The following is a 26522-nucleotide window of genomic DNA, read 5'->3' as shown; positions in this document are numbered from 1 at the left end:
CGCTTCGGGATAACCCCAGTGGGCCTTGCTGCGCCGGGCCAGGGCACTCAGCGCCGGTGCATCCGCGCCATGGCATGGCCGCAGGATCGGCGTCTCGTCCGCCAATAACGCTTGCGCCGCCGGGTCAGTGGCCAGCAGGCTGTACTGGTGCAGGCTGAGGAAGCGCTCGTCCTTGTACTCCAACTCCCGCAGGGTTCCCTCAAACACGAAACCGAGCCGCTCCAACAGGCGGGCGCTGGCGGGGTTTTCCGGCTCGACGTCAGCGTGAATGCGGTGCACGCCGAGGTTGCTCAAGGCGAAGCGCAGAAGGGTGGGCAGGCAAGCCTGCATCAGACCTCGCCCCCAGTAGTCCGGCATCAGCCAGTAGCCGATATCCAGGCAGCGATCGGCATGAGACCAATCATTGAAGCCACAGGCGCCCACCCATTCATCGCGCCCCGGCAGTGCGATGCCCCACCAGATACCCCGGCGTTCTTCCAGCAACGCGTCGTACCAGCGCATCTTTTCGTCCGTCGCTTCGAGGCTGTTGTAAGACACGCCATAGTGGGCAATCACCTGCGGGTGAGACAGCCCGGCGAAAATCGCATCGACATCACGACGATGAATTCGCCGCAGCGTGCAGCGTGGCAGGAAAAACTCGGGGAAATCAACAATAAGGTCCATCAAATTCACTGCGCCAGGTGAGTGCAGGAATACTCGCAGCAAAGTGGCCAGGCGCACAGATACAGTCCGGGAAGGGCTGGGCGTAACAGACTGACACTCATATCGAATTGCTGGAGAGGAAGGGCGTTTATGCGCGACGGCGGGCGCATCAGGTCGGAGCTTTTGGGTCTACAGTCTTGTGTATCGGGCACTGGAAGCAATTGAAATGAACCTGTCGTCTTCGCTCTCGCCGCCAAGGTATGTCTGCCTGCTGGGCTATGGCGGTTTACTACCGTTTATTGGGCTTGTACTACTCATCCTCGCATCTTTGGAATATCGAATGTTTTGGGCGGTAGCGCTGGTCAACTATGGCGCTGTCATCCTCAGCTTCATCGGCGCCTTGCACTGGGGGTTCGCCATGTCAGTGCAAAACATGAGTGACGAACTGCGCCGCGACCGGCTTATGTGGAGTGTCATGCCGGCGCTTGTCGCTTGGCTCAGCACGTTACTGCCGGTGCCAGTGGGTTGCTTGCTGTTGATCATCGGATTTGTCGTGCACTTCTGGCAAGACCGGCAGTTGGTTCGGGTTGTGAGCCTGCAAGCCTGGTACCTGCCAATGCGATTGCGCCTGACGGCCGTGGCGTGTGTCTGCCTGCTGACTGGCGCAGTTGCTGTAGTCATTCATTCGTGAAACCGCGCCTGCCCGAATCGTCTGCAGTGAGAGTGTCTTAACAAGATCATGGATGAGCAACTTGCCGCCTCACGACGGCAAGTTGCATCAGGCCCTACAAGGTAAACGACAGCGCAGAGAAAACCATCCCGCCGCTGCCCGCCCAGCCCATGCAAAACTGCCCGGTCTCGGCTTCGCCGCGACTCATCGCATCGAAGATGCCGTAGGGGATGGACGCGGTAATGATGTTGCCGGTTTTATGCCCGACATGGTGCAGCTTGTGATCAATACCGATCAGTTGCCCAATGTGCTCCCACATCTTGGGTGAACCGGTATGAATAAATACTTTATGAACATCCGCCGCAGAGACGTTTTGCAAGTTGAAGACTTTTATCGCTTCGTTGCGACCATCTTCATGCAAGGCTGCTGCGTAGGAATTGAATTGATACTGGCCGCCGGTCGGTGAAATACGCGGAATATCTTCCTCATTGCAGAACAGTTTCCAGTCCGGCAGGGAGATGGTCGACAAGTCACTCAAGTCCGGCCGGTTGATGTACGAGAACTTGAAGTTGCCGGGGGCTTCATGACTGAGAATGGTCACCGTGACGGCTTCGCCAATGGTAAAACTCGGAAACTTGTAAGCCAGTTCCGCCGACGACTGTAAAGAGAAGTTCTTGGGCATCACCGGCCCGCCAGCAGACATGCCAAATTCCATATTGACGATCGCCGCGTAGCGAATCTCCCCGGCCTGCATTTTACTGTTGATGACATCCATGGCGGTCACCCAGCCGTTGCAGGCGTCCACCACATCGAAGTTTCTGCAGCTCAGCCCCAGCGCCTTGGCGATGAACGTACTGTTGGCCGGCTCGATGAAGCCTCGCGTAACGTTCGGATAGATCAACAGATCCAGGTCGGCCTTGTCGATATTGGCCTGGGCGAGCGCGGAGTTGAATGCTGTCTCCATCAGTTCCATCGGCGTCTCGTCGGCGCCCAGCCAGTGCCGCGTGCCGCTGCCGCTTTTTTCAAGCAACTTGCTGATGGTCTTCAAGGTTTTTGGCAAGTCTTCCTGGAACGTATCCTTAGAGTGTTCCTCGACCAGGTTTATAACGTCTTGATTGCTGATAATGCGTGACGGGAGAATCCCGGACAGCCCAACTATTTTCATATGACTTCCTTGTTTAAAGTATGCATCCGTGGGCAATGACTGCGGATGAGCAAACCCTTACTCATCCCTGTAAGGAGCCACTGGCGGCAATACTTTTAGCACAAAGAAAATGCGGATCAAGAAAGTTGTTGGTTATTTTCCTTAATCGAATTGAATCATGATCTGAGTCAATTTAACGCGTCATTCCTTATAAACGAGCGCATCCACCACAACCCCGAACGCGGACGAATGTTCACGACGATTCGGGTAGTAAAGGTGGTAACCGGCAAACGGTTGGCACCAATCCTCAAGTACGCGCACCAGTGTGCTGTTGGCCAACTGGCTGATGACCATGTCTTCCGGCAGAAACGCCAGCCCGCAGCCTGCCTCCGCCGCACGCAGGATCGGCATGCTGCTGTTGAACGTCCATTGCCCCTCGACGCGCGCCTTGAGTTCGTGACCGTCTTTTTCAAAATCCCATTGCATCAGGCTGCCGTGGGTGGGCAGGCGCAGATTGATGCAGTTGTGCGCAGCCAGATCGCTCGGTGCCTGTGGGATCGGTCGGTGCTTGAAATACTCGGGAGAACCCACTACCGCGATGCGCAATGACGGGCCGATCGGCACGGCAATCATGTCCTTCGCCACCTGATCGCCCAGACGCACGCCGGCGTCATAGCGCTGTGCAACGATGTCGGAAAGGGCGTAGTCGACGGTGATTTCGACCTTGATGTCCGGGTAAGCGGGCAGCACCTTCAACAGCTTCGGCCAGAGGATATTGTTGGCGGCATGTTCGGACGCCGAGATCCGCACATTACCGGCCGGGGTGTCGCGAAATTCACTGACCGCAGCCAGTTCCAGTTCGATCTCATCGAAGCGCGGCGCCATCGACTGATACAAGCGCTGGCCGGCCTCGGTCGGCGAAACGCTGCGTGTGGTTCGCGTCAGCAGGCGCACGCCCAGCCGAGTTTCAAGGGCGCGCATGGTGTGGCTCAGCGCCGACTGCGAGACGCCCAGCTGTGCGGCTGCGCGGGTAAAACTGCCTTCGCGGGCGATCACCACGAAGGCTTGCAGGTCGTTGAGGTTGGCGGCGGGACATTGATGAGGGCCTCTCATGAGGGACGCGGGATTATTCCATGAAAGCAGGTTGCGCATGGATGCGCGACCCTCAAGGCGCTCATCACAGGGTGCGTGCGTAAAATTCGCTCAGCTTGCCAATCGCCGCATCAACATATTGCGGCACCCAGTAGGTTTCGATGTGCGTCGCGCCATCGAGAATGAACACTTCCTTGTCCGTGGTGCCGGTGGCTTTGGGGAAGGCATCCTGAGTCATGTACAGGCTGTCGGCCTTGCTGCCGGCGATCATCAGCAAGGGTTGATTGATCAGTTCAATGTGGTCGGTGGCGTCGAAACGCATCAAATCCAGCAAGCTGCTGGTGGTGTATTTGAAAGTCGAGTTGGGGTGTGCGTGGGTTTTCCAATAGTACTCGTAGCCCTGGCGATAAAGTTCGAAGGGCAGTTTGGCTATCTGCTCATCGGTGAGGTTGGCATCGCCCGAATACAGCACTGCACCGCCGGCCGCTTCCTGCGCGCGGGCTGCTGATGCCTGTTGCAAACGTTGCTGGATGCTGTCGATTTGCGAGTCGTTGTAGCCGTTGCGGCGTACCCGGCCCGAGTTGAACATGCTTACGGTCGCCAGCGATTTGAAGCGTTTATCGGTTTGCGCCGCCGCCAACGAATAGCCGCCACCGCCGCAGATGCCAAGCAGGCCCAGACGCTTGTCATCGACACCGGCAAACTGGCTGATGAAGTCGGCCATGCCGTGGATGTCCTCGATGCGATACGCCGGTTTATCGATGCTGCGCGGCTGACCACCGCTGGCGCCCTGATAGGCCGCATCGGCCGTGATGGTGATGTAGCCCTGTTCCGCCAGGCGCTGGGCATACAGACCGGCAACCTGTTCTTTGATGCCGCCATTGGGGTGTGCAACGACCACGGTCGGGTAAGTCTTTTTCGCGTCGTAGTTGGCCGGGGTGTACACGTTGGCGGCGATGTCCAGACCATTGAGCGTGTACTTGACCGGGTGGATATTGACCTTGCCCGGTTCGTTCTTGCTGATTGCGCCGTCGTAGGCGAGGGTGAAAGGGTTCTTTTTGTAGTCGGCGGCCAAGGCCTCGCCCGCCGAGAGGCCGACCAATGCCGACATGAGCGTGGCTTTGAGAGTGTTCTTCACGTGAAGCTCCTGAGCAATCAATTAGGGCGGCAGTTGCAAAAGTGTTGGGGTCAGTCCAGCTGTTTTTCTTTGAGGAATTGCGCGACCAGGTCAGCGATCTGCACGTTGTTCAGATCCGACATGGGGAAGTGGGTGTTGCCGTGAATGCCAATCTCCGGCAGGTGGATCAGTCGCACATCACCGCCATGTCGATTGACCGCGTCACGCCAAAGCCGGGCCATTTTCAAGCGTGCGCGCCAACTGTCCTGAGCAGGCAGGTCGACGGCCTGTTCCGGGATGTTATCGCCGTAGAGGATCAGAATCGGAATGCGCGTCAGCGCCATGAATTGCTCCATCGGCACCGCTGCGCCTTGCACCGTGTCGAACGCGCTGGGAATCGGCGCCGGCACTTCACCGTCAGCAAACACGAAACTGCTGCCCGGTTCGAATGCCACGATGGCTTTGACCTTGTCGTTCTTGATCGCCGTCAACCAGCCCGGCCCGCCACCTTGCGAATGGGTGAACAAAATCCCCGGGCCGATTTTGTCGAACAGCGCCGACACGCCATCGGAGACCACGCCCATGTCGAACGGCCCGGTGTTTGGCGTCATCGCCCGGAAAAACTGCTCGCGGGTTTGTGCGTCCTGTGCCACTTGCACGCCATTGAAGTAGTTGGGCCACAGGCCGATGCGGAACTGGTTGAACCACAGTTGTTCGTCAGGCACAGGCTTGAGTGTGGTCTCGACCATGCTGCGTCCGGCATCGCCACGCCGAGGCTGATCGATCAGATAGACGCCGTAGTGCCGGCGCAGAAAGATGTTCTGAAACCCCTCGCGGCCATCGGCAGTGGTTTCCCAGGTCTTGGAAAATTGTCCCGCGCCGTGCCACATGACGATGGGCAGTTTTCGCGCATCGACCGGGATCTGATAGAACGCGTAGGCGTGGTCACCGTGGTAAGTCTGGCCGTTGGGCGCCATCGGTTGGCGCGGGTTGAAAGTGCCCGGTGCCGTGATCATCGTTCCGCCAGCGGCGAAGCTGCCTTGCTTCTGGATCAGCAGCGGGCCTTCGGAATGGTTTGCGCAGGCCGCCAACAGGCTCAACAGTGAGAGGCACAGCAAATGTTTTGCAGCTTTCATGTCATGCCCCCGAAGCTGCGAGGGCTTGGGTCAGCGCGGTGTCGGCACGTTCAGCCGTCTGCGCATCGCCGTGTTTTTTCAGCAGCTCGGTAACCTGGCGCAACTGTGCCGCGCTGAGACCGACGCGCAGGCTCGCCGCCATGTGCGAGCGCAGCTGCGATTCCACCCCAGGCGTGGCTGCCAGCGCCCCGACAGTCGCCAGTTCGCGGCTTTGCCAGTCGAGGTTGTCGCGCTCGAAGATGTCGCCGAACAAGTGCGTTTGCAGGAACCGGTTGATCACCGGAGCGAACTCGAACACCGGGCCTTTGACCGGGCCGCCGGAGATTCTGGTTTGATTCGCGGTGCCGGCGGCCAGCAGTTCGTCACCGGTCGGGATAGCGCGTCCCGGCTCGCGTCCCGGCGCATCATCGATGCCGCGCTGTTTGCGCGCCTGCACCACCGTCATCAGTTCGTTCAAGGCGTTGAGGCTGCGCGGGAAGCCCACATACGCGTAGAGCTGCACCAGAACTTCGCGGGTTTCGCTGATGGTCAAGCCGGCATCGAGTCCCTGGTTGAGCGCCGCGTTGAGGTGAGGCATGTCGCTGGTCGCCATGAAAGCCGCGATCAGTGGAATCGCTTGTTGTTGGCTCGACAATGTCGTTGCGCTGGCGGGTGTCTTGGTCATGGTTTGCGCTGCCTCGGCTGCTTGAGTGGTAACGCTGAAGATCGCCGCAACCCCCAGACAAAGCGCCATGAGTGCGGGGAGGGCGGTGCACTTGCGTGCGTCAGTGGTCATCATGAAAGGCTCCATCCATTGCAGGTCACTGCGGTGTTGCTGGATCGTACGGAGGATGGTGGTGGCGATTAACCCCGAAAAGGCGCATGGACTCCTGAGCAAAACTCATGAGTCAACGTTGCCATCACCGCTGGAGTCCTGACTCGGCCCCGCTGTTACGGGGCCCGGAGGTCAGATGATGGTTGGCTGGAAGAGTACCGAGTGAACAACTTCGACACATTCTGTAACTTCATTGGCCGGCGTATTGCGCCTCCGAGACCTGTTCCGCCCAGGTGACGGTCTGGCCGTCTTCGGCTTCAGCGATGGCGATGTGGGTCATGCCACTGTTGGCCGTGGCGCCGTGCCAGTGCCGGGTGTTCGGCGGAATCCAGACAGTGTCGCCCGGACGGATTTCCTGACGCGGGCCACCCTCTTGCTGCACATAGCCAACGCCAGCGGTGACGATCAGTGTTTGCCCCAGCGGATGGGTGTGCCACGCCGTGCGTGCGCCAGGTTCGAAGGTCACCGTGCCGCCGGCGATGCGCGCAGGTGCGTCACCTTTGAACAGGCCATCAACGCGCACCGCGCCGGTAAAGTTTTGCGCCGCGCCCTTGATCGAGGGCTGGGAACCGTTCGGGGTAATGCGGATTTCACTGGCAGCCTGGGCTTCTGCGGTCATGAGTGAGAAAGCCACGAGTGGCGCGATCAATCGGTTCATCGGATCAACTCCGGTCAGGCAATGGAAGCGGCGCCGCACGCAGCGCCGCGTTGGGCAGACTCAAAGTCCGGTCATTTTCAGTGCCGACTCCGGCAGGCGTTCACCGTGCACCTGAATTTGCGCCATCTGCTCGTTGATCACGCGCAGATCATCTGCGCTCAATGGCAACTCGACCGCGCCCAGGTTTTCTTCCAGGCGATGCGGTTTCGTCGTACCCGGGATCGGCACAATCCACGGTTTCTGTGCGAGCAACCAGGCCAGGGCCACTTGTGCCGGCGTGGCGTGTTTGCGTTGCGCGACGGCTTTCACCACATCGACCAGCGCCAGATTGGCCCTGCGCGCTTCAGGGGAAAAGCGCGGGACGACATTGCGGAAATCGCTCGCGTCGAACTGCGTGTGCTCGTCGATCTGACCGGTGAGGAAACCGGCGCCCAGCGGGCTGAATGGAACGAAGCCGATCCCCAGTTCTTCCAGCACCGACAGCAGTTCCAGCTCCGGGCCGCGCCAGAACAGCGAATATTCGCTCTGCACCGCCGTGACCGGTTGCACCGCGTGAGCCCGGCGTATGGTCTCCACACCCGCCTCAGACAGGCCAAAATGCTTGACCTTGCCCTCGGCGATCAGCTCCTTGACCGTGCCGGCGACGTCTTCGATGGGCACCTGCGGATCAACGCGGTGCTGATAAAACAGGTCGATGCAATCGGTGCGCAGACGCTTCAACGAGGCCTCGGCCACGGCGCGGATATGCGCTGGACGGCTGTTGGTGCCGCCGCCGCGTGCGCCGGTGATCAGGTCGATATCGAAGCCGAATTTGGTAGCAATGACGACTTGCTCGCGGATCGGCTGCAAGGCCTCGCCCAGCAGTTCTTCATTGGCGAACGGGCCATACGCCTCAGCGGTGTCGAACAAGGTGACGCCTTGCTCGTGGGCCGAACGAATCAGCTTGATCATGCTGGTTTTGTCGGCAGCCGGCCCGTAGGCCGACGTCATGCTCATGCAACCAAGGCCCAGTGCGGACACTTTCAGGCCATTGCCCAACGTGCGGATTTTCATGATGTCACTCCGTACAGAATTCGATTAACGCGTGAGGGGGTGATCGCTCAGCCAGCCATTCACGCGCTCCATGGTCTTGCGCTCTTGCTCACCCTCCATCACAAAACCTTCCAGAACCTTAGTCTTCGGCGCGTGCTTGACGAGCACGCTGCGACTGTTGCCCAAGCCATAACCGCCGTGGGTGTTGAAGGGGATGAGGGTCTTGCCGGTCAGGTCATGGGCGCTGAGGAAGGTGCGCACGATCGGCGGTGCGGTTTCACCCCAGATCGGAAAACCGAGATAAATCGTGTCGTAGTCGCTGAGGGCGTGAACCTTGTTTTGCAGTTTTGGGTTCGAAGCCGCTGTCACGCTCCTGACGCGCCTGTTCCACGGTTTGCAGATAGTCCTCGGGGTAAGCGTGGGCCGGGCGAATCTCGAAAAGATCGGCACCCAGCCCACGCTGGATCAGCCCGGCAACCACGCGGGTATTGCCCGAGCGCGAAAAGTACGCGACCAGAATCCGCGAGCCTGAGCGCAGTGTTTCATTGGCGCCTTGTGTGTCGGCGAGCGACAGCAGTGGAGCGCTGGCCAGTGCGGCGATCACCGTGCGCCGCAGCGGATCGTGATCGTTGCTCATCGACCGACACGCGCTTTAAGGGCCTCGGGATAGCGCTCGCCTTCGATGCGGATCTGCGCCAGCGCAACATCAATCGCCTTCAGCTCGGCGGCATCGAGCGTGATGTCCGCGCCGCCGAGGTTTTCTTCCAGGCGATGCAGTTTGGTCGTGCCCGGAATCGGTACGATCCACGGTGCCTGCGCCAGCAGCCAGGCCAAAGCGATCTGCGCCGGCGTGGCGTGTTTCTGCGCGGCGATCTGGCGAATCAATACCACCAGCCCCTGATTGGCTTGCAGCGCCGCTTGGCTGAAGCGCGGCACGATGCTGCGAAAATCGTCGCTGCCGTAAGTGGCCTCCGCCGACACCGTGCCGGTGAGAAAGCCCTTGCCCAAAGGGCTGAATGGCACGAAGCCGATGCCCAACTCCCAAAGCGTCGGCAGGATTTCCTGTTCGGGCTCGCGCCACCACAGCGAGTATTCGCTTTGCAGCGCCGTGAGCGGCTGCACCGCGTGCGCACGGCGAATGGTCTGTGCACCGGCCTCCGACAGGCCGAAATGCTTGACCTTGCCTTCGCTAATCAGGTCTTTCACCGTCCCGGCGACGTCTTCGATCGGCACGTCCGGATCGACGCGGTGTTGGTAAAGCAAATCGATGTAGTCGGTTTTCAGTCGGCGCAGCGAACCTTCGACGGCGACTCGAATACGTTCGGGCCGGCTGTCCAGAGTCTGCTTTGTGTTGTCGGCACCGACGGCGAAGCCGAATTTGGTGGCGATCACGACCTGGTCACGAACCGGGGACAGCGCCTCGCCGACGACTTGCTCATTGAGATAAGGGCCGTAGAACTCGGCGGTATCGAAGAACGTGACGCCTAGATCAACGGCCGTGCGAATCAGCGAGATCGCTTGCGGCGTTTCTGTCGCTGGACCGTAGCCATGGCTCAAGCCCATGCAGCCAAAGCCCAAAGCTGACACTTGCAGTGAACTGTTTCCGAGTGTGCGCTTGTGCATGTCGATCTCCCGTCAGACGTTGGGAGCACAGTAAGCGAGCTGATTTAAGGGCACTAGAGGGGTAAATCGGCAAGGGTTTATGAGGCTCACTCATCAGTCACTCGATGTGTCGACCGCGCTCTGCCGGCATCTGAATGTGACGTTGCGAGCAACGGTCTCCCAGAAGGGATAAATACCTTCCATGCCAATTTCTGTCACATCGTTGCGTAAAAGCCTCAAGATGGCCCTAACATCCGCGATAAATAGGGAACTATTAACGTCCACAAATAGACTGAGCTGCTGTTGCGACGTCGCACGAAACAATTTCTACAAAAAATGGAGCACACAATGGGCAGGGCACGCGATGAGTTTGATTTTTGGTGGGGTACGTCCGGGGCGTGGGTGGAACCGCCGAATGTGCGCCGCAGCGGCACCAGCGGTGTCCAGCTGATTGTTCAAGGTGACAAGACGTTTTTTTGTAAAGCGTCAGACCGGCCATTTGTTCCGCAGTCTGCGTTACCCCACTGGCCGACCCACCGCATTGCGTGAAGGCGTTGCCCTTTCAAGACTCGAAGAGCTGGGCGTGAATGCGCCAAGACCGGTATTTTATGGCGCGAGAAAAGTTGACGGTCTATGGCAGGGTGTTCTGGTTACCGAAGACCTGGGCGGCTTCATCGATCTGGATACCTGGTATGGCCAGGGCGCTGCAAGCCTATTGACCACAACGCAACATCTGCGACTGCTTGAACGTTTGGCGCAAATGCTGGCGCGGCTGCACTCGGGCAAATGGCAGCACGGTTGCATGCGTTCCAAACACATCTTTATCAAGGCGTCGATTACCGACGCTGACTTCGATTTCGAACTGGCGCTGCTTGACCTGGAGAAGTCTCGCGGTCGCGCTACGGCAATGGGCGCGGCGCGTCACGACATTCCTCAACTCAGACGGCATTCTTTCTGGGATGAGTCGCAGTGGCGGCATTTCCTTTCCTGCTACGAGCAAGCCCTTGGCAGAACCCTGTAAGAAGGTAGTGCGGCAGTGACACCCGCTCAATCTGCGCCTGACAATAGCACCAGCGAACGCCGTCCGGGTTGGTAATGCTCACACTCAGGCGTGGGTTGGCGGGCGACCGCAACAGTCGCCCGCTGACTGCTCAGATTTGCGCCTGGCCGCCGTCAACAAACAGCTCGATACCGTTGACGAAACTGGCGTCATCCGAGGCCAGGAACAACGCGGCGCTGGCAATTTCATCAGCCTCACCGACGCGCCCCATGGGGATCAGCGACGCCAGGTAGTCGAGCAAGCCCTGCTGTTGAGCGGCATCAGGGCCGGCCAAATCAACCAGGCCAGGCGTGCGGGTGGCGCCGGGGCTGATGGTGTTGATGCGCACCTGGCGGTCTTTCAAATCCAGAATCCAGTTGCGGGCAAATGAGCGCACGGCGGCCTTGGACGCGGCGTACACACTGAAGGCGGCGGTGCCCGAGCTGCCCGCCGTAGAGCCGGTGAGAATCACCGAGGCTTTTGGGGCCAGCAGCGGCAGTGCCTTTTGCACAGTGAACAGCACGCCTTTTACGTTGCGATTGAAGGTGTCGTCGTACTGCTGCTCCGTGATGTCACCCAGTGGCAGCATGGATCCACCGCCGGCATTGGCGAACAGCACATCGATCCGACCGTGGGTCGTGCCAATCTGGCGATACAACGCGTCCAGCTGATCAAGGTTGGTGGAATCCACCTGCACGCCGGTGGCGTTGCCGACCGCGGTAACAGCGGCGTCCAGTTCGGCTTGGCGACGGCCGGTGATATAGACATGAGCGCCTTCTTGAGCGAAGCGTTTGGCAGTGGCCAGACCGATGCCCGTAGTGCCGCCGGTGACCAATGCAATTTTGCCTTCGAGTTTGTTAGTCATGGTGTTTCTCCCGTATTTCGATTGAGTGAGTTGCGGTGTGGGAGAAGCTTATCGACGAAGAAAAGCTTTCAAAATAGAATTGTCTGAAACCTATCGTTGCAGAAATGAAATGAGCAGACTTCCGGATTTCGAAGGGTTGGCAATGTTTGCCAAGGTGGCCGAAGAGGGCTCGTTCGCCGGCGCGGCGCGCGTCATGAGCGTGTCGGTGCCAACGGTATCGCGGGCGGTCGCGCGGTTGGAGGCGCGCCTGGGTGGGCGCTTGTTCAACCGTACGTCGCGGCAACTGGCACTTACTGAATTCGGCGCGAGCATGGCGGCCAAGGCGGGTGAGATTTATCGGCAGGCTGAAGAGGTGGAAAGCGAGGCTCAGGATTTGTCGGTCCAGCCCCGCGGCCAAGTACGCTTGGCGATCCCCATGTCGTTTGGCTTGCGTTGGGTGGCACCGCTGATGCCGCAGTTGCTGCGCCAGTATCCCGAGCTGTCGATTGACCTGCACCTTTCAGATGCCTCGGTAGACCTGATCGCCGAGGGCTTCGATGCCGCCTTGCGCATCGCCGTATTGCCGGATTCCTCGCTGGTTGCACGGCGCCTGTGTGCCGTCACTCAATACCTGGTCGCCTCACCGGCTTATCTGGATGCTCATGGCCATCCTGGCCACCCCCGCGAACTCGCGTCCCGCACGTGCCTGAGTTATGCCTACCGGGCCCGCAGCCAAGTGTGGCGGTTCACCCATAAAGACGGAAGCGAAGAAGACGTGGTGCCCAGCGGCCCGTTAAGAGTGACCAACTCGGATGCGTTATTGCCGGTGTTGCTTGAGGGCTTGGCTATCGCCGAACTGCCGGAATTTATCGCCAGCGAGTACTTGAAAGACGGGCGCTTGGTGGTGGTGCTACCGCAATGGAGCATGGCCCGTGGCGGCCTGTATTTCGTCACCCCCTCGGCGCGTACACGGCCGGTAAAAATCAAAGCGCTGTCGGACTTTTTTGCCGAACATTTAAGCCAGCCCGAATGGCGATGGCCGTCATGAGACGTTGCGCACATGGCTTTCAATTATGAAACGATGATTTTCATTAACGTCTGTTTTTGAAATCGAAGGGGTCCCTTAACGTAGTCAGGTCAGCACCTGCAGTGTGCTCGTCCCTTATGCGTTTCGGAGAAAGTCGTCATGAAAAATGCCGTGGAGTTATTGCAAAATTACCTGGATGCCATTCAGACGCCGTACCTGGCGGCAGCACTTTTCGCGGAGGATGGCGTGCTCGAGTTGCCGTACCTGGCGTCGCTGGGCATACCCCATCGCGTTCAAGGCCCTGCCGCCATCGAGGGATTCATCGGCTCGTTGCTCGGTAAAGTGCCGGATTTCAAATTTCGCAATGTGCGCTTTTTGATCGACACACCCGATCAGGCGTTTGCCGAATACAGCGTAGAGGCCTTGGTGCCTGCCACTGGGCGCCTCTACCGGCAAATGTACGCCGGCCGCCTGGTGGCCAAAGACGGCAAAATTCAGCTGCTGCGCGAATCCCTGGATACCGTGGCCGCTGCCAAAGCGTTCGCGCCGGATGATTCGGAGCGAGGCCAATAAGTCGCGATTATGCCGGTGTGGCGGGCAGGGATTGTGCGCTTCTGGCCGCCATTGGCCGCTCACGGATGTACGCTTTCGGCCCAGAGTTTTTAAAAACTCTAGTTACCATCCTGTAAAGCCAGTTCAGGGAGCCTGACCTGTGGGGCCCAGTTTGGCTTCATCGTCGAACTCAGACACCCATCTCAAATGTGAATGAAGGGTTGTCTCTGTACCATTATTTTTGCGTATTCATTTGCAAGGGAAGCCAATGAAACGGGGCGCATCAGAACGAGGGTTTCTGGGGCAGGGCAGAGGCGTGGTTGCGGCCATGGGTCAGGCATGAGTGCCCGGGGCAATCAACAGGCGCAACGTCTATTGGAATGCTGATGGTTGCGAGAGTGACAAGTTGGCTAAAACAGGCGCTGGTGCGTGCTCAGCACATAAGTCACGCACCAGACTCGTTTGAATAATTACCACTGACCGCTTCCGAGACAGGCGATTATTTCCCAGCCACTGAATTCCCACCAGGAATAGCGCTCATCGGAGCAACTTCTGGCCAGGCTGGCCGTCTGGATTTCTCCGGCTTTTCGCTGGGTTGAGAAAGGCGTGTCAATCGAGGCGGTCGCCTGCTTGACCGTCTGTGGAGCAGTGATGGTCGTTGGATGCACGGCAGCGTTTGTGACGGTTGCGGCGAAAGCAAGCGTCGCGCAGATGGCCAGAGTTGTCATGGGCTTTTTCATGTTCGAATCCTTTCAGTTAACTGACAGCGGGCTTATACAGCGGCCCCGACCTGCCTTCTGAACAGATCGGGCATTCGCGTAATGTGACGCCAGAAAAGCCTATCACTGCGCTATCTCCAGAACAGTCGCACAACTGTGCTATTGACAACTTGTTGAACGGCCAGTCTTCGTCAAGGGCGCTGGATCGAGTCAAATAATCTGAACCCCGCCCGAACGCCCACGCCTAACGATCAGCTTGTGTTTATTCGCACAGGCCCGGTGCCAATACCGGCACATTTCGAGAGGTGGTCAACGTGGCTAAAGACGAGAAGAAAAGCAAAAAAGACGATGCTTCGAAAGCCAGCAAGGACTTGAAAGACAAAAAGTCCTCGCCGGAAAAGAAATCGGCGGCAGCCTCGACGCTTTCCAAGTCTTCCGACAAGAAAGACAAGACGAAAGACGCCGAACCGAAAAAATCTGCCAAGAAAGCCGATAGCAAGCCGGAAAAGGCCAAGGACGCAAAGAAGGCTGACAAGCCGGCGAAAAAGAAAAAGTAATACCTGCGACTCGCCAGGGCGTCATGCCCTGGCGTGCATGTGTTTAAACAGTCGCTTCAACCCTGCGCGCACCCCCCAATGAATCACGCTGCATCGACTGCAGGTTTTTCTCGATGGTTTCGCACAGGGCCTCCATCTGAATCTGGTGCTCGCTGTGGCGAAACGGGCTTTGCAGGTCGGTGCCGATGCGTTCGATGGCCAGCAACATGAAGCCCACCACGGTCGAGGCGAGCGGGGTGAACCAGCCCAGCGACTCCACCAGTCCAACCGGCACAATCAGGCAGAACAGCGAAATAAACAGGCGCGGGAAATACACGTAAGGGTAGGGCAGCGGGGTATTGGCGATCCGCTCCATCCCGCCCTGGCTGTTGGACAGCTCGACCATGGTCGATTCCAGCCGCGCCAGGCGAATGCTGTCCAGACGCCCGGCCTTGTATTCCCGGGCCAGCAACGATGCGGAGCCGGTGAGGATGTCGTTGGCGAAGTTGTTGGTGGTGCCGCTACGGGCGAACTCATCTGCCGGGATGAACGCGCGGACTTCCTCCGGGCAAGGCTGACCTTGCAGGTGCGCGGCGAGGCAATTGACGTACGCCACATGGCGGCGCAACAGCGTCGCCTTCACCGGGTTGATTTCGTTCTGCGGATCATCCAGCAGCGTCAGCACCTGCCGGGCGAAGCTGCGCGAGCTGTTGATCATCATGCCCCAAAGGGTGCGCGCTTCCCACCAACGGTTGTACGCGCTGCTGTTGCGAAAACTGATCAGCACCACCAGCGCCGAACCCAGCAGCGTCAGGGGCATCAGTGGCAGATTGATCTTGGCGTTGAGGAACAACATGAAGTCGACGGTGACGGCGATGTCCCAGAGCAACAGCCAGAACAGCGACCAGCCCACGTAGCCCATGGTCTTGATGATCAAGCGGTATTTTTTGACGATGGTGGCTTTCAAGCGGAAACCTCGTGGCGAGCGGTAAGCGTTAACGCCTTAGCTCCGACGCAGGTTTGGGGGTAAAGGTTCGGTGTTGACTGAGCATCTTGGTTACGACAATTGTCAGGCAATAAAAAACCCGGTCATTACGCCGGGTTTTTTATTGCCTGCAGTTCTGCAAGAAGTCAGAGCGAAGCTTTCACCTGTAAACCAAACACCAACGCATTGTCGATGTCCTGCCCGGAAAACGCCCCAGGTTCGATGATGTATTGCATGTTCGGGCGTAGTGTCAGCCAAGGCGTGGCCTGGTAGCCGTAGCCGAGTTCGATCAACTGCTCGCCACTGTCCAGATTCGGAAACTGCGTGCCGTTGGCCATGGCGGCGTCCTGCTGCACGTCGCGGCTGCGCGGGTTAGGCACGGCGCGACCGTAGCCCAGAGCGACGGTGTCACGCGGGCGACCTTCGAACGGTTTGTACAGCACCAGACCGGTGCCATACCACTTGCTGAATGGCGAAGCTGCTTCGCTGGCTGCCGAGTATTGGCCGAACGCATGCAGGCTGCGGCCCTCGGACGTTGGCGAACTCCATACGGCTTGATCGATCAGCAGGTAATGCCCGCCACGCCCGGAGACTTCTTTGTCGCTGCCGATGCGTTTCACATCGGAGCTGTCGTAGTAGTAACCCAGCTTGTATTCGCCGGGCAATTGGCCCGCGTGCTTGTACACCAGTTCGATCGGCACCACGGTGCCAGTGGTGTGTTTCGGGCCCAGATGCCAGGCACGGCTGGAATTGCCGTTGCTTTCCGGATCGACGTTGAACGCGGCCACGCGCAGTTGCCACGATGGCGACAAGTCGTACTTCACCCGCACGCCCAGGTGAGCGTTGGGGTAGTTGGTCCAGCCGCTGCCGCCGGACATGTTCAGCGGATGGCCGCAGAAACCGGCGTTCATGAAGTTGCACAGGATGCCGCTGTCGAGGCCGCCGAGGTCGTTACCCATGGCCATGTAACCCAGCTTCACGTTGAGCGCCGGGGTGAACAGGCTGCGCTCATAACTCAGTTCGGTCAGGCGGGTGTAGAGGCCGCCGTAGTTTTCCTGGATCGGCAGACGGTTGCCAACCAGGTCTTCGGAGGCGCTGTTGCCGCGGCGGTCGTTGATGGTCAACTGGACCTTGCCGGCGTTCTCCACGCCATACAACTTGCTCAGGTCAAACTGGGCGCCGAGCTTGATGTTCTGCGAGTAACGGCCGGAGCGGTGCAGGCCGCCATCGGCGTTGTAAGCCATTTCACCGGTGTAATCGCCGGTGAATTTGATGCCGTCTTCGTCCATCTGGTGACGCAAGCCACCCCAGTCACCGGTCAGGGTATTGCGGGTCAACAGGTTTGCATCGGTATCGGCGAGGGCGGGCAGGGTGGCGCTGCAGGTCAGGCCCAACAGCACGCCGTTGACCCAGCCGTTACGAGTAAAACCAAACATGGAGATCTTCCTGCTCAAAGCGGTAGCAATATCGGAAAGCGGCGCGGCACCCTCAGGTGCCGCGCGCAAAAAGAAAGCGCCCGTGCTCAACACGGGCACTGCGGTTTACGGCAAGGCGTAAGCCATCACGTAGTCGCCGCGGTCGGTCGACTGACGCGCGCCGCCAGCAGTGACAACGATGTACTGCTTGCCGGTTTTCGGCGAAACGTAGGTCATCGGGCCGCCCTGGCTGCCGACCGGCAGACGCGCTTTCCAGATTTCCTCGCCGTTGCCGCTGTTGAAGGCGCGCAGGTAGAAGTCCTGAGTACCGGCGATGAAGATCAGGCCACCTTGGGTCGACAGGGTGCCGCCGAGGGTTGGCAAGCCGATCTTGATCGGCAGGTGCATGCGGATACCCAGGGGACCGGTGTCTTCAACGGTGCCAACCGGAACCTGCCAGGCGACTTTCTGGGTCTTCATGTCGATCGCAGTCAGGGTGCCGAACGGCGGCGCCTGGCAAGGAATGCCGGCCACCGACAGGAAGCGGTTTTTGTTCACCGCATACGGCGTGCCTTTGAGCGGTACCGCGCCCATGCCGGTGTTCAACGCTTCGCCACCGGACGAGGCTTGAGCCTTGTTCTGCGACGGAATCATCTGGATCCACAGACCCAGGCGCATGTCGTTGACGAAGATGAAACCGTGGACCGGGTCAGTGGAGAGGCTGCCCCAGTTCATGCCGCCCAGCGAACCCGGGAAACTCAGCGATTTGTCGGTACCCGGCGCGGTGTACAGGCCGTCGTAACGCATCGATTTGAAATCGATCCGGCACAGCAACTGGTCGTACGGGGTGGCGCCCCACATGTCCGACTCAGTCAGGTGCTGGGCACCGATCTGCGGCATGCCCACCGATTTCGGCTGGGTTGGCGAGTACGGTTCATTCGGGATGTTCGCGGCTTTGACCGGGACTTCTTTAACGTCGGTCAATGGCTTGCCGGTGGCGCGGTCGAGCACGTAGATCTGCCCGGCCTTGGTGCCGATGACCAGCGCCGGAACGGTTTTGCCGTCCTTGGTGAAGTCGATCAGGCTTGGCTGCATCGGCAGGTCGAAGTCCCAGAGATCGTTGTGCACGGTCTGGAACACCCAGCGTTCATCACCGGTGGTGGCGTCCAGCGCGAGCACCGAGGCGCCGTAGGTGTGATCGAGTTTGCTGCGCTCGACACCATAGATGTCGGTGGACGAGCTGCCCATCGGCAGGAACACGGTGTTGGTCGCCGGGTCGTAGGACATCGGCGCCCAGCTGTTCGGCGTGCTGCGCACATACGTGCTGCCATCGGCCGGGGCCTTTTTATCCTGCGGATTGCCCGGGTCGAACGCCCAGCGCATGGCGCCGGTGATCACGTCGAAACCACGGATTACGCCGCCCGGCATGTCGGTTTGCACGTTGTCGGCCACACGACCGCCGACCACCACAGTGGTACCGGCCATCAACGGAGCGGAGGAGAGCTGATAGTAGCTGTCCGGCACATCGCCCAGACCGGCCTTGAGATCAACCTGGCCATTGTTGCCGAAACCCTGGCAGAACTCGCCGGTGTCGGCATCGACCGCGATCAGGCGAGCGTCGATGGTGTTGGTCAGCAGACGGCGCTGGCAATTGGCGGCAGGCGCCGGTTTGGCTTCGATGATGCTCGAATTGCTTGGCTGAGCGATGCTTTTGGTCGCATCGAAATAGGCCATGCCACGGCAACGTTGCCAGACTTTCGATTTGGCGTTGATCGCATTCTTCCACAGCTCTTTGCCGGTGTCGGCGTCCAGCGCGATCAGGTTGTTGTGCGGGGTGCAGATGAACACCTTGTTGCCGATCTGCAGCGGGGTGAGCTGGTCTTCGGCACCGTTGCCATCGCTCTCGGCGACGTCACCGGTGTGGTAGGTCCACGCCACTTTCAGTTTGTCGACGTTGTTGCGGTTGATCTGGTCCAGCGCAGCAAAGCGGCTGCCGCCTTCGGTATTACCGTAATGCGCCCAGTCTTTTTGCGCCTTGTCAGGCTCAACCGGCGTCAGGCCCGGGCCCGTGCCGGTGGCAGCGACAGTCGGATGCGCGACGAACATGTTGCCGGCAGCCACCGCCAGCCCCACGGCCAGGACAGCGGCAACGCCGTAAGCGCCACGCCCCGGCACGCCACCGTTGGCGCGCTTGAGCAGCGGGTAGACCAGCGCCACCACCAGGCCTACGGCGCTGAACATGAACAGGCGTGAGAACACCGGCCAGAATACCAGCCCGGCATCGCTCACCGCCCAGATTGCGGTGCCCACCAGAAATGCCGCGAACAGCCAGGCGCCGGCCGTCTTGAAGCGAGCGATCAGCAAACCGGAAACGGCCATCACCAGACCGCCCACGAGGAAGTACCACGACCCTCCCAGGCTGACCAGCTTCACTCCGCCAGCCGCAAGTGCGAGGCCGAGCAGGGCGATGATCACCCCCAGCCCGACCAGAATGAATTTTGATATGCCCGAGAGGCGTTGACTCTGCTTCACGTTGAATGTCCCGTTGAAATGAGGCGTGCATTATATAGTTAGGTAACTACCTAGTTAAATCACTAATTCAGAATGAAGCATAGATCAACGCGGCTACGCGGGTTTGCGGGCAGTCCTGAGCGCTCACGGGACCGGCAAGGGCTGATCGAGCGTGAGGCAAAGTCGAAATTACGTCTGGTTAAATGGGATTTCTGACAGGTGTCAATCATCAGGGGGGGAGAGTGAGTCGATAAACGCCGATTCGACATGCCAGTCATCAACCGACGTACGGCTGCTGCCGTTTCGACTCACGAGAACGAATGCTCAGAAAGGACAACACGCCTGGCAGGCACTGAGATCAGTGGGCGCGCAAAACTGTAAAAATGACGTCAGACGTCCTTGAATTCCTCTACGAGCAGCTCCGCAAATTTTTCTTTTGCGCGATGAGGTCCGCTGTTTTTATTCCATATAAAATAATTCTGTATTGGGTGCAGGTCGTCAAATACATGGCCGCTTATGTCACCGATCCTGCGAAACTGTTCAAAAACGCCTCTGGGCACTAACGAAACACCCGCTCCAGAGCTGACACACCCAAGAATGGTGCCGTAACTGGCGATGCTTGTTACAGGACTAACAACACCATGCGCTTGCAGCCAGTTTTCCAGCGCCTTTCTATAAGGACAGCCTTCAGGCCACATGAATATATCCGTGCCACTCAAGTCCTGCGGATTATGCACGTGCCCCGCAGCTGAAGAGGCAATCAATACCAGTTCTTCCATGTAGATTTCGATACTTTCAATATCAGGATGATCCTGATTGACAGCAATGATGGCACCGTCGAGTTTATGATCAACCACATCATTCAATAACTGCGACCAGTCACCTGTGCTGAACTGCATTTGCACAGATGGATAGAGTTGATGAAACTTTGAGAGCAACTTGGGCAGTCTGCCGGTTGCCGATGACTCTATTGCCCCGATCTTCAAGAGTCCTGACGGCGCCGCCGCGGGATCGAGCGCTCTTTGTGATTCCTGGCATAAAGACAGGATTTTGTTTGCATACCCAAGAAATAATCTACCGGAAGGGCTGATAACAAGCCCCCGACCTTTCCTGATAAACAAAGATACCCCAAGTTCTTTTTCCAGAAGTTTGATTCTGTTGGTAATGTTGGACGGAACACAGTGCAGTAATTCAGAGGCGCGAATGATACTTCCGTGATCCGCTACAGCCTTGAACATAGTAAGTTGAGAAAGCTCCATGCCATTGCTCACTTATGATGAATGATTTGATCACTATAAGTCACTTGTCGAAACCCATCAAGTCACCTATTTTTCAAAGTCTGATCTGATTGTGGAAATTTAAATCAGCGGGTTAGCGGGAACTAATCCGGAGATTTTCATGTTGCTTTGCGAAGAATTTCAGTTCCGAAAGGATCTCCTGAATGGATTTTGAACAAGCGTTGTTCGCTTTAGGCTTTTTTGCATTCTGTGGTGGTTTGATAGATGCAGCGGTAGGTGGTGGCGGGCTTGTACAGCTGCCAGCACTTTTGCATGCGCTTCCTCAATATAATTTGGCAACCGTATTTGGAACCAATAAGCTGGCGGTTCTTGCGGGCAATCTTTCTTCGATATACAGCTATACCAAAAGAATAAACATTGTCTGGAAACTGATGTTGCCCACCATGCTGTCGGCATTCGTTTTTGCGTTCATTGGCGCGTTTTCAGTGTCAATCGTTCCCAAAAAAATCATGGAGTTCGTTGTTTTTTTTTGTTTTGATAGCGATGGCGATCTATACGTTCGCGGAAAAAAGATTAGGCCTGATCAGCACTGAATTTCATTGCGGAACAAAGGAAATTGCGTGGGGCATTTTTTTTGGTGGCTTGATTGGTTTTTATGACGGCGTCTTCGGTCCGGGTAGCGGCAGCCTTCTGCTATTCATTTTCGTCAAATATTTTGGCTTTGATTTTTTAAATGCCTCCGCCTCCGCAAAGCTGGTCAATCTGGGCACGTTCTGCGCGGCACTCATGTTTTTTGTACCAACGGGAAATGTTCTGTGGGCGGTAGGTGGCGTCGTAGCACTGTGCAATATTGCCGGCTCCCTGACTGGAGTTTTTCTCGCACTGCGGTATGGCAGTGGCTTTATTCGGATCTTTTTCCTGATTCTGCTGGTTTTCCTGATTGGCAGAATGGGGCTGTCTCTATTTTCATAGATGAAATCCAGCCCCTTCAGCGCTCCAATGAACATTGGCTGTTGCGCTTGATCACCCACGGTTATTGCGCAAAATCGAGAAATTCAACGCCGCTGCCACACACAACCAGGCCAGATAAGGAAACAGGATCAGCCCGGTGATCACATCCAGGCGCATCGCCAGAAATACCATTGCCGCGACTACCAGCCACAACACCAACAGAATCACCATGGCGGCCAACACCTGATGCGCGCCGAAGAACACCGGCGTCCACAGTGTGTTCAAGGCGATCTGCGCGGCCCACAGCGCCAACACGGTCTGACTGCCGGGAATCAGACTCAAGCGATAACCGGCCCAGGCCAGCAATAGATAGATAATCGTCCAGGCCACCGGAAACGCCCAATTGGGTGGGGTAAATCCGGGGTTATTCAGCCCTTCGTACCATGGCCCGGGTTTGAAAATCACCCCGGTACTTGCCGCAGCGCCGCACGCGATCAGAAAAATCAGAAACGTCACCATTTTTCACTCCTTGGCCGCAGCCACTCTCTCTGGATTCATACCGCCGCAGCGGATTATTCGGACTTCGTTGCCAGCAGGTCACTGACCCGCGCCACCAGCGTGTCGACGGCAAACGGCTTGGTCAGCACCTGCATGTCCGGGCCCAATTGACCGGCACCAATCACCGCGTTTTCTGCGTACCCGGTAATGAACAGGGTCTTCAGGTTCTGGCGGATTTCCCGGCCGGCATCGGCCAGTTGCCGACCGTTCATGCCACCCGGCAAGCCGACGTCGGTGATCAGCAAGTCGATGTGAATGTCGGAGCGCAACATCTTCAGCCCGACCACGCTGTCAGCGGCCTCTATCAAGGTGTAGCCGAGATCGCCGAGCACGTCAGTCAGCAACGCACGCACCGTAGGCTCGTCGTCTACCACCAGAATGGTCTCGCCTGCCTTGGGCAAGGCGGCCGGCGCGTTGCCCTTGTGATCCTGATTCGGCACCGGTTCGCCATGGTAGCGAGGCAGATAAATGCACATTTCTGTGCCCCGGCCGACCTGCGAATGCACGCGCACCTGGCCGCCGGATTGCTTGGCGAAACCATAGATCATCGACAGTCCTAGCCCCGTGCCCTGGCCCAACGGTTTGGTGGTGAAGAAGGGGTCGAAGGCCTTGGCGATGACATCGGCGGTCATGCCGGTGCCGGTATCGGTCACGCACAGGCACAGGTATTCGCCCTCTGGCATGTCCAGGGTGCGCGCAGTCTCGCCGTCCAGCGTGCGGTTGGCGGTTTCGATGGTGATGCGCCCACCGTCCGGCATCGCATCGCGCGCGTTGATGCACAGATTGAGCAGAGCATTCTCCAACTGGCTGGCATCCACCAGCGTTGGCCAAAGCCCCGGCGCGGCGCGGGTTTCCAAGACGATGCTGGGGCCTACCGTACGCTGGATCAGTTCGGTCATGCCGGTCATCAGCGTGTTGACGTCGGTGGGACGCGGATCGAGGGTCTGGCGTCGGGAGAACGCCAGCAGCCGGTGGGTCAGGGCGGCTGCACGCTTGACCGCGCCCTGGGCGGTCATCATGTACTTGTCGACTTCGTTCAGTCGTCCCTGGCTGATGCGTGCGCCCATCAACTCCAGTGCACCGGAAATGCCGGCCAACAGATTATTGAAGTCATGCGCCAAGCCTCCGGTCAACTGGCCGACGGCCTCCATTTTCTGCGACTGACGCAGTTTCTCTTCGGCTTGCATCAGCTCTGAAGTGCGCGATGATACGCGCTGCTCCAGCGTATCGTTGAGCGCGCGCAACGCGGCGATGGCGCGGTCGCGCTCCGCTTCGACATTGCGCCGTTCCTCGACATCGATCAGCACGCCGGGAAAGCGCAGCGGCGTTCCATCGTCTGCACACTCAACCCGGCCGTTGGCCTCGATCCACTGGTACTTGCCGTCCGTGCGACGCACGCGGTACTGATGGGAGTAGGCGCCACCGCGGCCGATGGCTTCGTTGATCGCGCTGGTCAGTCCATCGCGGTCTTCGGGATGCACGGTCACCATCACTTGTTCGAGGCTGAGCCTTCGCGGCCCAGTGCAGGGTCGAGGTCAAACACTCGGGCAAACGCCTCGTCCACGGCAAAAGCGGTCGGTGAGCAGGTCCCAGTGCCAGGTGCCGATAATGGCCCCGGCGGCGAGCGCCAGTTGCACACGCTCGACGTTCTCCCGCGCGATGGCCTCGCTGGCTCGCAAACGCTCCTCGGCGTCGCGCCGCTGGGTGACGTCGTTGAACAGAATGGCGATCTGCCGGTCGGCCGGATCGCCGACACGCACGGCGCGTACGTCGAACCAGCGCTCGAAGGTGTTGGCATAATTTTCGAAGTTCGCCGGTTCCCCGGTCTTGGCTACATGGCCGTAGGTTTCAAACCAGAAGCTTTCCAGATTGGGCGCGAACTCGGTCACCCATTTGCCGCGCAGGTTGACGCCGCACTGGTGTTCGAACGCCGGATTGGCTTCGACGAAGTAGTAATCGACCGGCTTGTCGTCAGCGTCGAATTTGACCTTGACGATGGCAAACGCCGATTCGATGGTTTCCAGAATGGTGATGAAGCGAGCTTCGCTGCGGGCGAGGGCGTCCCGACTGGCTTGCAGTTGCGCCGCCATGTCGCGCTCGAGGTCTACGTCCTGTGTGTCGACCTGAGTGCTTTGAAGCGCCGCGCGCAATCGCCTGACTTCTGACTCGAGTGCTTCGCGACTAAGGTGTTCAAGGGTATCCATGTGACCTGCTTTGTTGAATGTTCAGGGGCTGGCTGCATAGAGCGCGTAAGCACAACACGAGCAGTGGACATTGCGCTCGCAGAGGACTCGAGCGCCGATCATCCGTTGACCGGGCGCGTTGTGCTTAAGTTTCACCACCGGCGCAAGCGAGCGCTGATTTCAGATCGATTCGCCGTTATCCAGACGCGCCAACAGGTTCTGCCCGCGTTGCCACAGCGCCTCCTGCTTGGCTGACGACATGCGGTCGAGGTTCTTGTACATCATCGCCATGCGCTGATTGCCGCGCAGCTGCTCACCATGGCGCATCAGAAAATGCCAGTACAACGCATTGAACGGGCAGGCATTGTCCGCCGTACTTTCGCTGACCTTGTAGGCGCAGCCGCGGCAGTAGTCAGACATGCGATTGATGTATTGGCCACTGGCGCAATAGGGTTTGGAGCCGAGGTAACCGCCGTCGGCATGCATGACCATGCCCAGCGTGTTGGGCAGTTCGACCCAGTCGAAGGCGTCCATATAGATCGCCAGGTACCACTCACAGATCTGGCTCGGCGCAATGCCGGCGAGCAGGGCGAAATTGCCGGTGACCATCAGCCGCTGAATGTGGTGCGCGTAGGCATGCTGCAGACTCTGGCCGATGGCCTGGCGCATGCAGTTCATCTGCGTGGCACCGGTCCAGTAGAACTCCGGCAGTGCACGGCTGTTGCCGAAGGCATTGCCCAGAGCGTAGTCCGGCATTTTCAGCCAGTACACGCCGCGCACGTATTCCCGCCAGCCGATCAGTTGCCGAATGAAGCCTTCGGCAGCATTCAGGGCAATCCTGCCGGCCCAATAGGCCGACTCGACGTCGCTGCACAATCGCCGCAAATCCAGCAGGCCGATATTGAGCGCGGCGCTGATGCGTGCATGAAACAGGAAGGGCTCGTCACTGGCCATGGCGTCCTGATAGTCACCGAAACCCGCCAGGCCATAATCCAGAAAATAGTCCCACAGCGCCTGCGCGTCGGCATGGGTGACCGGGTAATTGAAATCATCGAGTGCGCCGTAGTGCTGGCTGAAGCGCGCCTTCACCAGATCCAGCACTTCGCGGGTGATGGCGTCGTTACTGAAACGGATCGGGTAGGGGGCTTTCACGCCTTTGGGCAGGGACTTGCGATTCTCGGCATCGAAATTCCACGCGCCGCCCACCGGCGTGCCATCGCCATTGAGCAGCAAGCGACTCTTGCGACGCATCTCGCGATAAAAGAACTCCATGCGCAACTGCTTTTTCCCCGCAGCCCAGGCGGCGAACTCGGCGCGACTGCACAAAAAACGCGAATCGGCGTGCCAACAAACGGACAGGCCACAATCCTTGATCGATTGTTCCAGGCGCCAGTCACCGCACTCGGTGACGTGCACTTGCTCGACCTGCAAGCGCTGTTGCCAACGGCGTAATTCTCCCGGCACCGAACCGCTGTTGTGCGGATCATCCAGCGTCACGTATTCGACACGGATGCCCTGATCTCGCAACGACTGGGCGAAGTGGCGCATGGCGCTGAAGATCAGGGCAATCTTTTGCGGATGGTGCGGTACATGGCTGGCTTCTTCCATGACCTCGACCAGCAGCACGGTGTCGCGCTCGCTGTCGAGCGTCTGCAAGGAGGCCAGATCGAACGACAACTGGTCGCCCAGCACCAGGCACAACCGACGATTCGGGTTCATTCAGTGCAGTCCGGCAGGATTCGTTTCATAACGGCGTGGCCAGCGAAAACGGAATGCGCAGCTCTTCGACCGGCCCGGTATCACGGCCACACATTTCGTCGTGCACGCATTGCTGCACCAGCACACACGGGAATGCCGGCACGGTCTGCAGCAAGTCACGCAGATGGGTGATTGAACGCAGGTGCATCGGTTTGGCCGCGTCGTCGAGCAAGGTGAACTGACCGTGATCCAGGCGAACCCGGGCCAGATAAAAACCACCTTCAAGCGACAGCAACTCCAGCTCACGAATTTCGCTGTTGGCCGCGCGTTCGGTCAGGGTTTGCAGATTCATGCTTCAC

General features: G+C 58.7%; 23 protein-coding genes and 3 pseudogenes. 6 read left to right on the top strand and 20 right to left on the bottom strand.

Features of this window, described 5'->3' with window-relative positions:
• Positions 1 to 663 (bottom strand): GNAT family N-acetyltransferase (locus tag HT737_RS01745; RefSeq protein WP_182401158.1); only part of this gene is annotated, 663 nt, incomplete at its 3' end.
• Between the two features lie 205 nt (positions 664 to 868).
• Here HT737_RS01745 and HT737_RS01740 point away from each other — a divergent pair.
• Positions 869 to 1333, top strand: coding sequence for a DUF3429 domain-containing protein (locus tag HT737_RS01740; protein WP_182401156.1), 465 nt, complete (start codon positions 869 to 871; stop codon positions 1331 to 1333).
• 94 nt (positions 1334 to 1427) lie between these two features.
• Here HT737_RS01740 and HT737_RS01735 read toward each other — a convergent pair whose 3' ends face one another.
• The 9 genes and pseudogenes from HT737_RS01735 to HT737_RS01695 all read right to left on the bottom strand — a co-directional run bounded on the left by HT737_RS01735 (position 1428) and on the right by HT737_RS01695 (position 9928).
• Entirely contained in the window at positions 1428 to 2477 is a 1050-nt protein-coding gene (locus HT737_RS01735) for a 3-oxoacyl-[acyl-carrier-protein] synthase III C-terminal domain-containing protein (RefSeq protein WP_041064001.1), read from the bottom strand.
• A 180-nt stretch (positions 2478 to 2657) separates the two neighbouring features.
• Positions 2658 to 3569, bottom strand: coding sequence for a LysR family transcriptional regulator (locus HT737_RS01730; protein ID WP_182401154.1), 912 nt, complete (start codon positions 3567 to 3569; stop codon positions 2658 to 2660).
• Positions 3570 to 3633: 64 nt separating this feature from the next.
• On the bottom strand, positions 3634 to 4686 hold the full coding sequence (locus tag HT737_RS01725; protein WP_182401153.1) for an alpha/beta hydrolase: 1053 nt from the start codon (positions 4684 to 4686) through the stop codon (positions 3634 to 3636).
• A gap of 50 nt (positions 4687 to 4736) precedes the next feature.
• Positions 4737 to 5681, bottom strand: a complete 945-nt coding sequence (locus HT737_RS01720) for an alpha/beta fold hydrolase (protein WP_174376813.1) — start codon at positions 5679 to 5681, stop codon at positions 4737 to 4739.
• 121 nt (positions 5682 to 5802) lie between these two features.
• On the bottom strand, positions 5803 to 6579 hold the full coding sequence (locus HT737_RS01715; RefSeq protein ID WP_182401151.1) for a carboxymuconolactone decarboxylase family protein: 777 nt from the start codon (positions 6577 to 6579) through the stop codon (positions 5803 to 5805).
• Between the two features lie 226 nt (positions 6580 to 6805).
• Complete coding sequence (locus HT737_RS01710) at positions 6806 to 7273, bottom strand: cupin domain-containing protein (protein ID WP_047294465.1); 468 nt, start codon at positions 7271 to 7273, stop codon at positions 6806 to 6808.
• A gap of 60 nt (positions 7274 to 7333) precedes the next feature.
• Complete coding sequence (locus HT737_RS01705) at positions 7334 to 8326, bottom strand: aldo/keto reductase (protein WP_041063991.1); 993 nt, start codon at positions 8324 to 8326, stop codon at positions 7334 to 7336.
• Positions 8327 to 8350: 24 nt separating this feature from the next.
• A pseudogene (locus tag HT737_RS01700) lies at positions 8351 to 8942 on the bottom strand (flavodoxin).
• Positions 8939 to 9928: an aldo/keto reductase gene (locus HT737_RS01695; protein WP_182401148.1), complete on the bottom strand. Its 990-nt coding sequence runs from the start codon at positions 9926 to 9928 to the stop codon at positions 8939 to 8941. The pseudogene HT737_RS01700 and the gene HT737_RS01695 overlap by 4 nt, the downstream one beginning before the upstream one ends.
• A 439-nt stretch (positions 9929 to 10367) precedes the next feature.
• Here HT737_RS01695 and HT737_RS01690 point away from each other — a divergent pair, with 439 nt between their 5' ends.
• Complete coding sequence (locus HT737_RS01690; RefSeq protein ID WP_374011124.1) at positions 10368 to 10928, top strand: lipopolysaccharide kinase InaA family protein; 561 nt, start codon at positions 10368 to 10370, stop codon at positions 10926 to 10928.
• A gap of 130 nt (positions 10929 to 11058) precedes the next feature.
• Here HT737_RS01690 and HT737_RS01685 read toward each other — a convergent pair whose 3' ends face one another.
• A complete protein-coding gene (locus HT737_RS01685; protein ID WP_182401146.1) occupies positions 11059 to 11811 on the bottom strand; it encodes an SDR family NAD(P)-dependent oxidoreductase in 753 nt (250 codons plus the stop codon).
• 109 nt (positions 11812 to 11920) lie between these two features.
• Here HT737_RS01685 and HT737_RS01680 point away from each other — a divergent pair, with 109 nt between their 5' ends.
• Both HT737_RS01680 and HT737_RS01675 read left to right on the top strand, forming a co-directional pair.
• Positions 11921 to 12838 (top strand): LysR family transcriptional regulator, encoded by a 918-nt coding sequence (locus HT737_RS01680; protein ID WP_086791248.1) that lies wholly within the window; start codon positions 11921 to 11923, stop codon positions 12836 to 12838.
• 138 nt (positions 12839 to 12976) lie between these two features.
• Entirely contained in the window at positions 12977 to 13390 is a 414-nt protein-coding gene (locus HT737_RS01675) for a nuclear transport factor 2 family protein (protein WP_182401144.1), read from the top strand.
• 449 nt (positions 13391 to 13839) lie between these two features.
• On the opposite strand, the gene HT737_RS01670 is transcribed toward HT737_RS01675, so the two are convergent.
• Entirely contained in the window at positions 13840 to 14109 is a 270-nt protein-coding gene (locus tag HT737_RS01670) for a hypothetical protein (protein WP_108182725.1), read from the bottom strand.
• Between the two features lie 284 nt (positions 14110 to 14393).
• On the opposite strand from HT737_RS01670, the gene HT737_RS01665 reads away from it, so the two are divergent.
• Positions 14394 to 14645, top strand: a complete 252-nt coding sequence (locus HT737_RS01665; protein WP_182401142.1) for a hypothetical protein — start codon at positions 14394 to 14396, stop codon at positions 14643 to 14645.
• Positions 14646 to 14688: 43 nt separating this feature from the next.
• Here HT737_RS01665 and HT737_RS01660 read toward each other — a convergent pair whose 3' ends face one another.
• From HT737_RS01660 to HT737_RS01645, 4 genes are all read right to left on the bottom strand, one after another.
• Positions 14689 to 15591, bottom strand: coding sequence for a bestrophin family ion channel (locus HT737_RS01660; protein ID WP_182401140.1), 903 nt, complete (start codon positions 15589 to 15591; stop codon positions 14689 to 14691).
• Positions 15592 to 15755: 164 nt separating this feature from the next.
• Positions 15756 to 17045 (bottom strand): carbohydrate porin, encoded by a 1290-nt coding sequence (locus HT737_RS01655; protein ID WP_182401138.1) that lies wholly within the window; start codon positions 17043 to 17045, stop codon positions 15756 to 15758.
• Positions 17046 to 17150: 105 nt separating this feature from the next.
• Complete coding sequence (locus HT737_RS01650) at positions 17151 to 19556, bottom strand: glucose/quinate/shikimate family membrane-bound PQQ-dependent dehydrogenase (RefSeq protein ID WP_182401136.1); 2406 nt, start codon at positions 19554 to 19556, stop codon at positions 17151 to 17153.
• A gap of 368 nt (positions 19557 to 19924) precedes the next feature.
• Positions 19925 to 20794, bottom strand: coding sequence for a LysR family transcriptional regulator (locus tag HT737_RS01645; protein WP_182401134.1), 870 nt, complete (start codon positions 20792 to 20794; stop codon positions 19925 to 19927).
• Positions 20795 to 20976: 182 nt separating this feature from the next.
• On the opposite strand from HT737_RS01645, the pseudogene HT737_RS01640 reads away from it, so the two are divergent.
• Positions 20977 to 21745: pseudogene (locus tag HT737_RS01640) on the top strand (sulfite exporter TauE/SafE family protein).
• Positions 21746 to 21796: 51 nt separating this feature from the next.
• Here the strand turns inward: HT737_RS01640 and HT737_RS01635 are convergent.
• From HT737_RS01635 to HT737_RS01620, 4 genes and pseudogenes are all read right to left on the bottom strand, one after another.
• A complete protein-coding gene (locus tag HT737_RS01635) occupies positions 21797 to 22240 on the bottom strand; it encodes a TspO/MBR family protein (protein ID WP_182401159.1) in 444 nt (147 codons plus the stop codon).
• A 56-nt stretch (positions 22241 to 22296) separates the two neighbouring features.
• Positions 22297 to 24486, bottom strand: a pseudogene (locus tag HT737_RS01630) (ATP-binding protein).
• A 159-nt stretch (positions 24487 to 24645) separates the two neighbouring features.
• Positions 24646 to 26184: a cryptochrome/photolyase family protein gene (locus HT737_RS01625; protein WP_182401132.1), complete on the bottom strand. Its 1539-nt coding sequence runs from the start codon at positions 26182 to 26184 to the stop codon at positions 24646 to 24648.
• A 25-nt stretch (positions 26185 to 26209) separates the two neighbouring features.
• On the bottom strand, positions 26210 to 26515 hold the full coding sequence (locus tag HT737_RS01620) for a DUF6482 family protein (RefSeq protein ID WP_047294422.1): 306 nt from the start codon (positions 26513 to 26515) through the stop codon (positions 26210 to 26212).
• Positions 26516 to 26522 lie beyond the last annotated feature (7 nt).

The organism is Pseudomonas sp. MD195_PC81_125 (assembly GCF_014060985.1).
Lineage (GTDB): Bacteria > Pseudomonadota > Gammaproteobacteria > Pseudomonadales > Pseudomonadaceae > Aquipseudomonas > Aquipseudomonas parakoreensis.
This window is presented reverse-complemented; position numbering and strand designations above follow the sequence as displayed.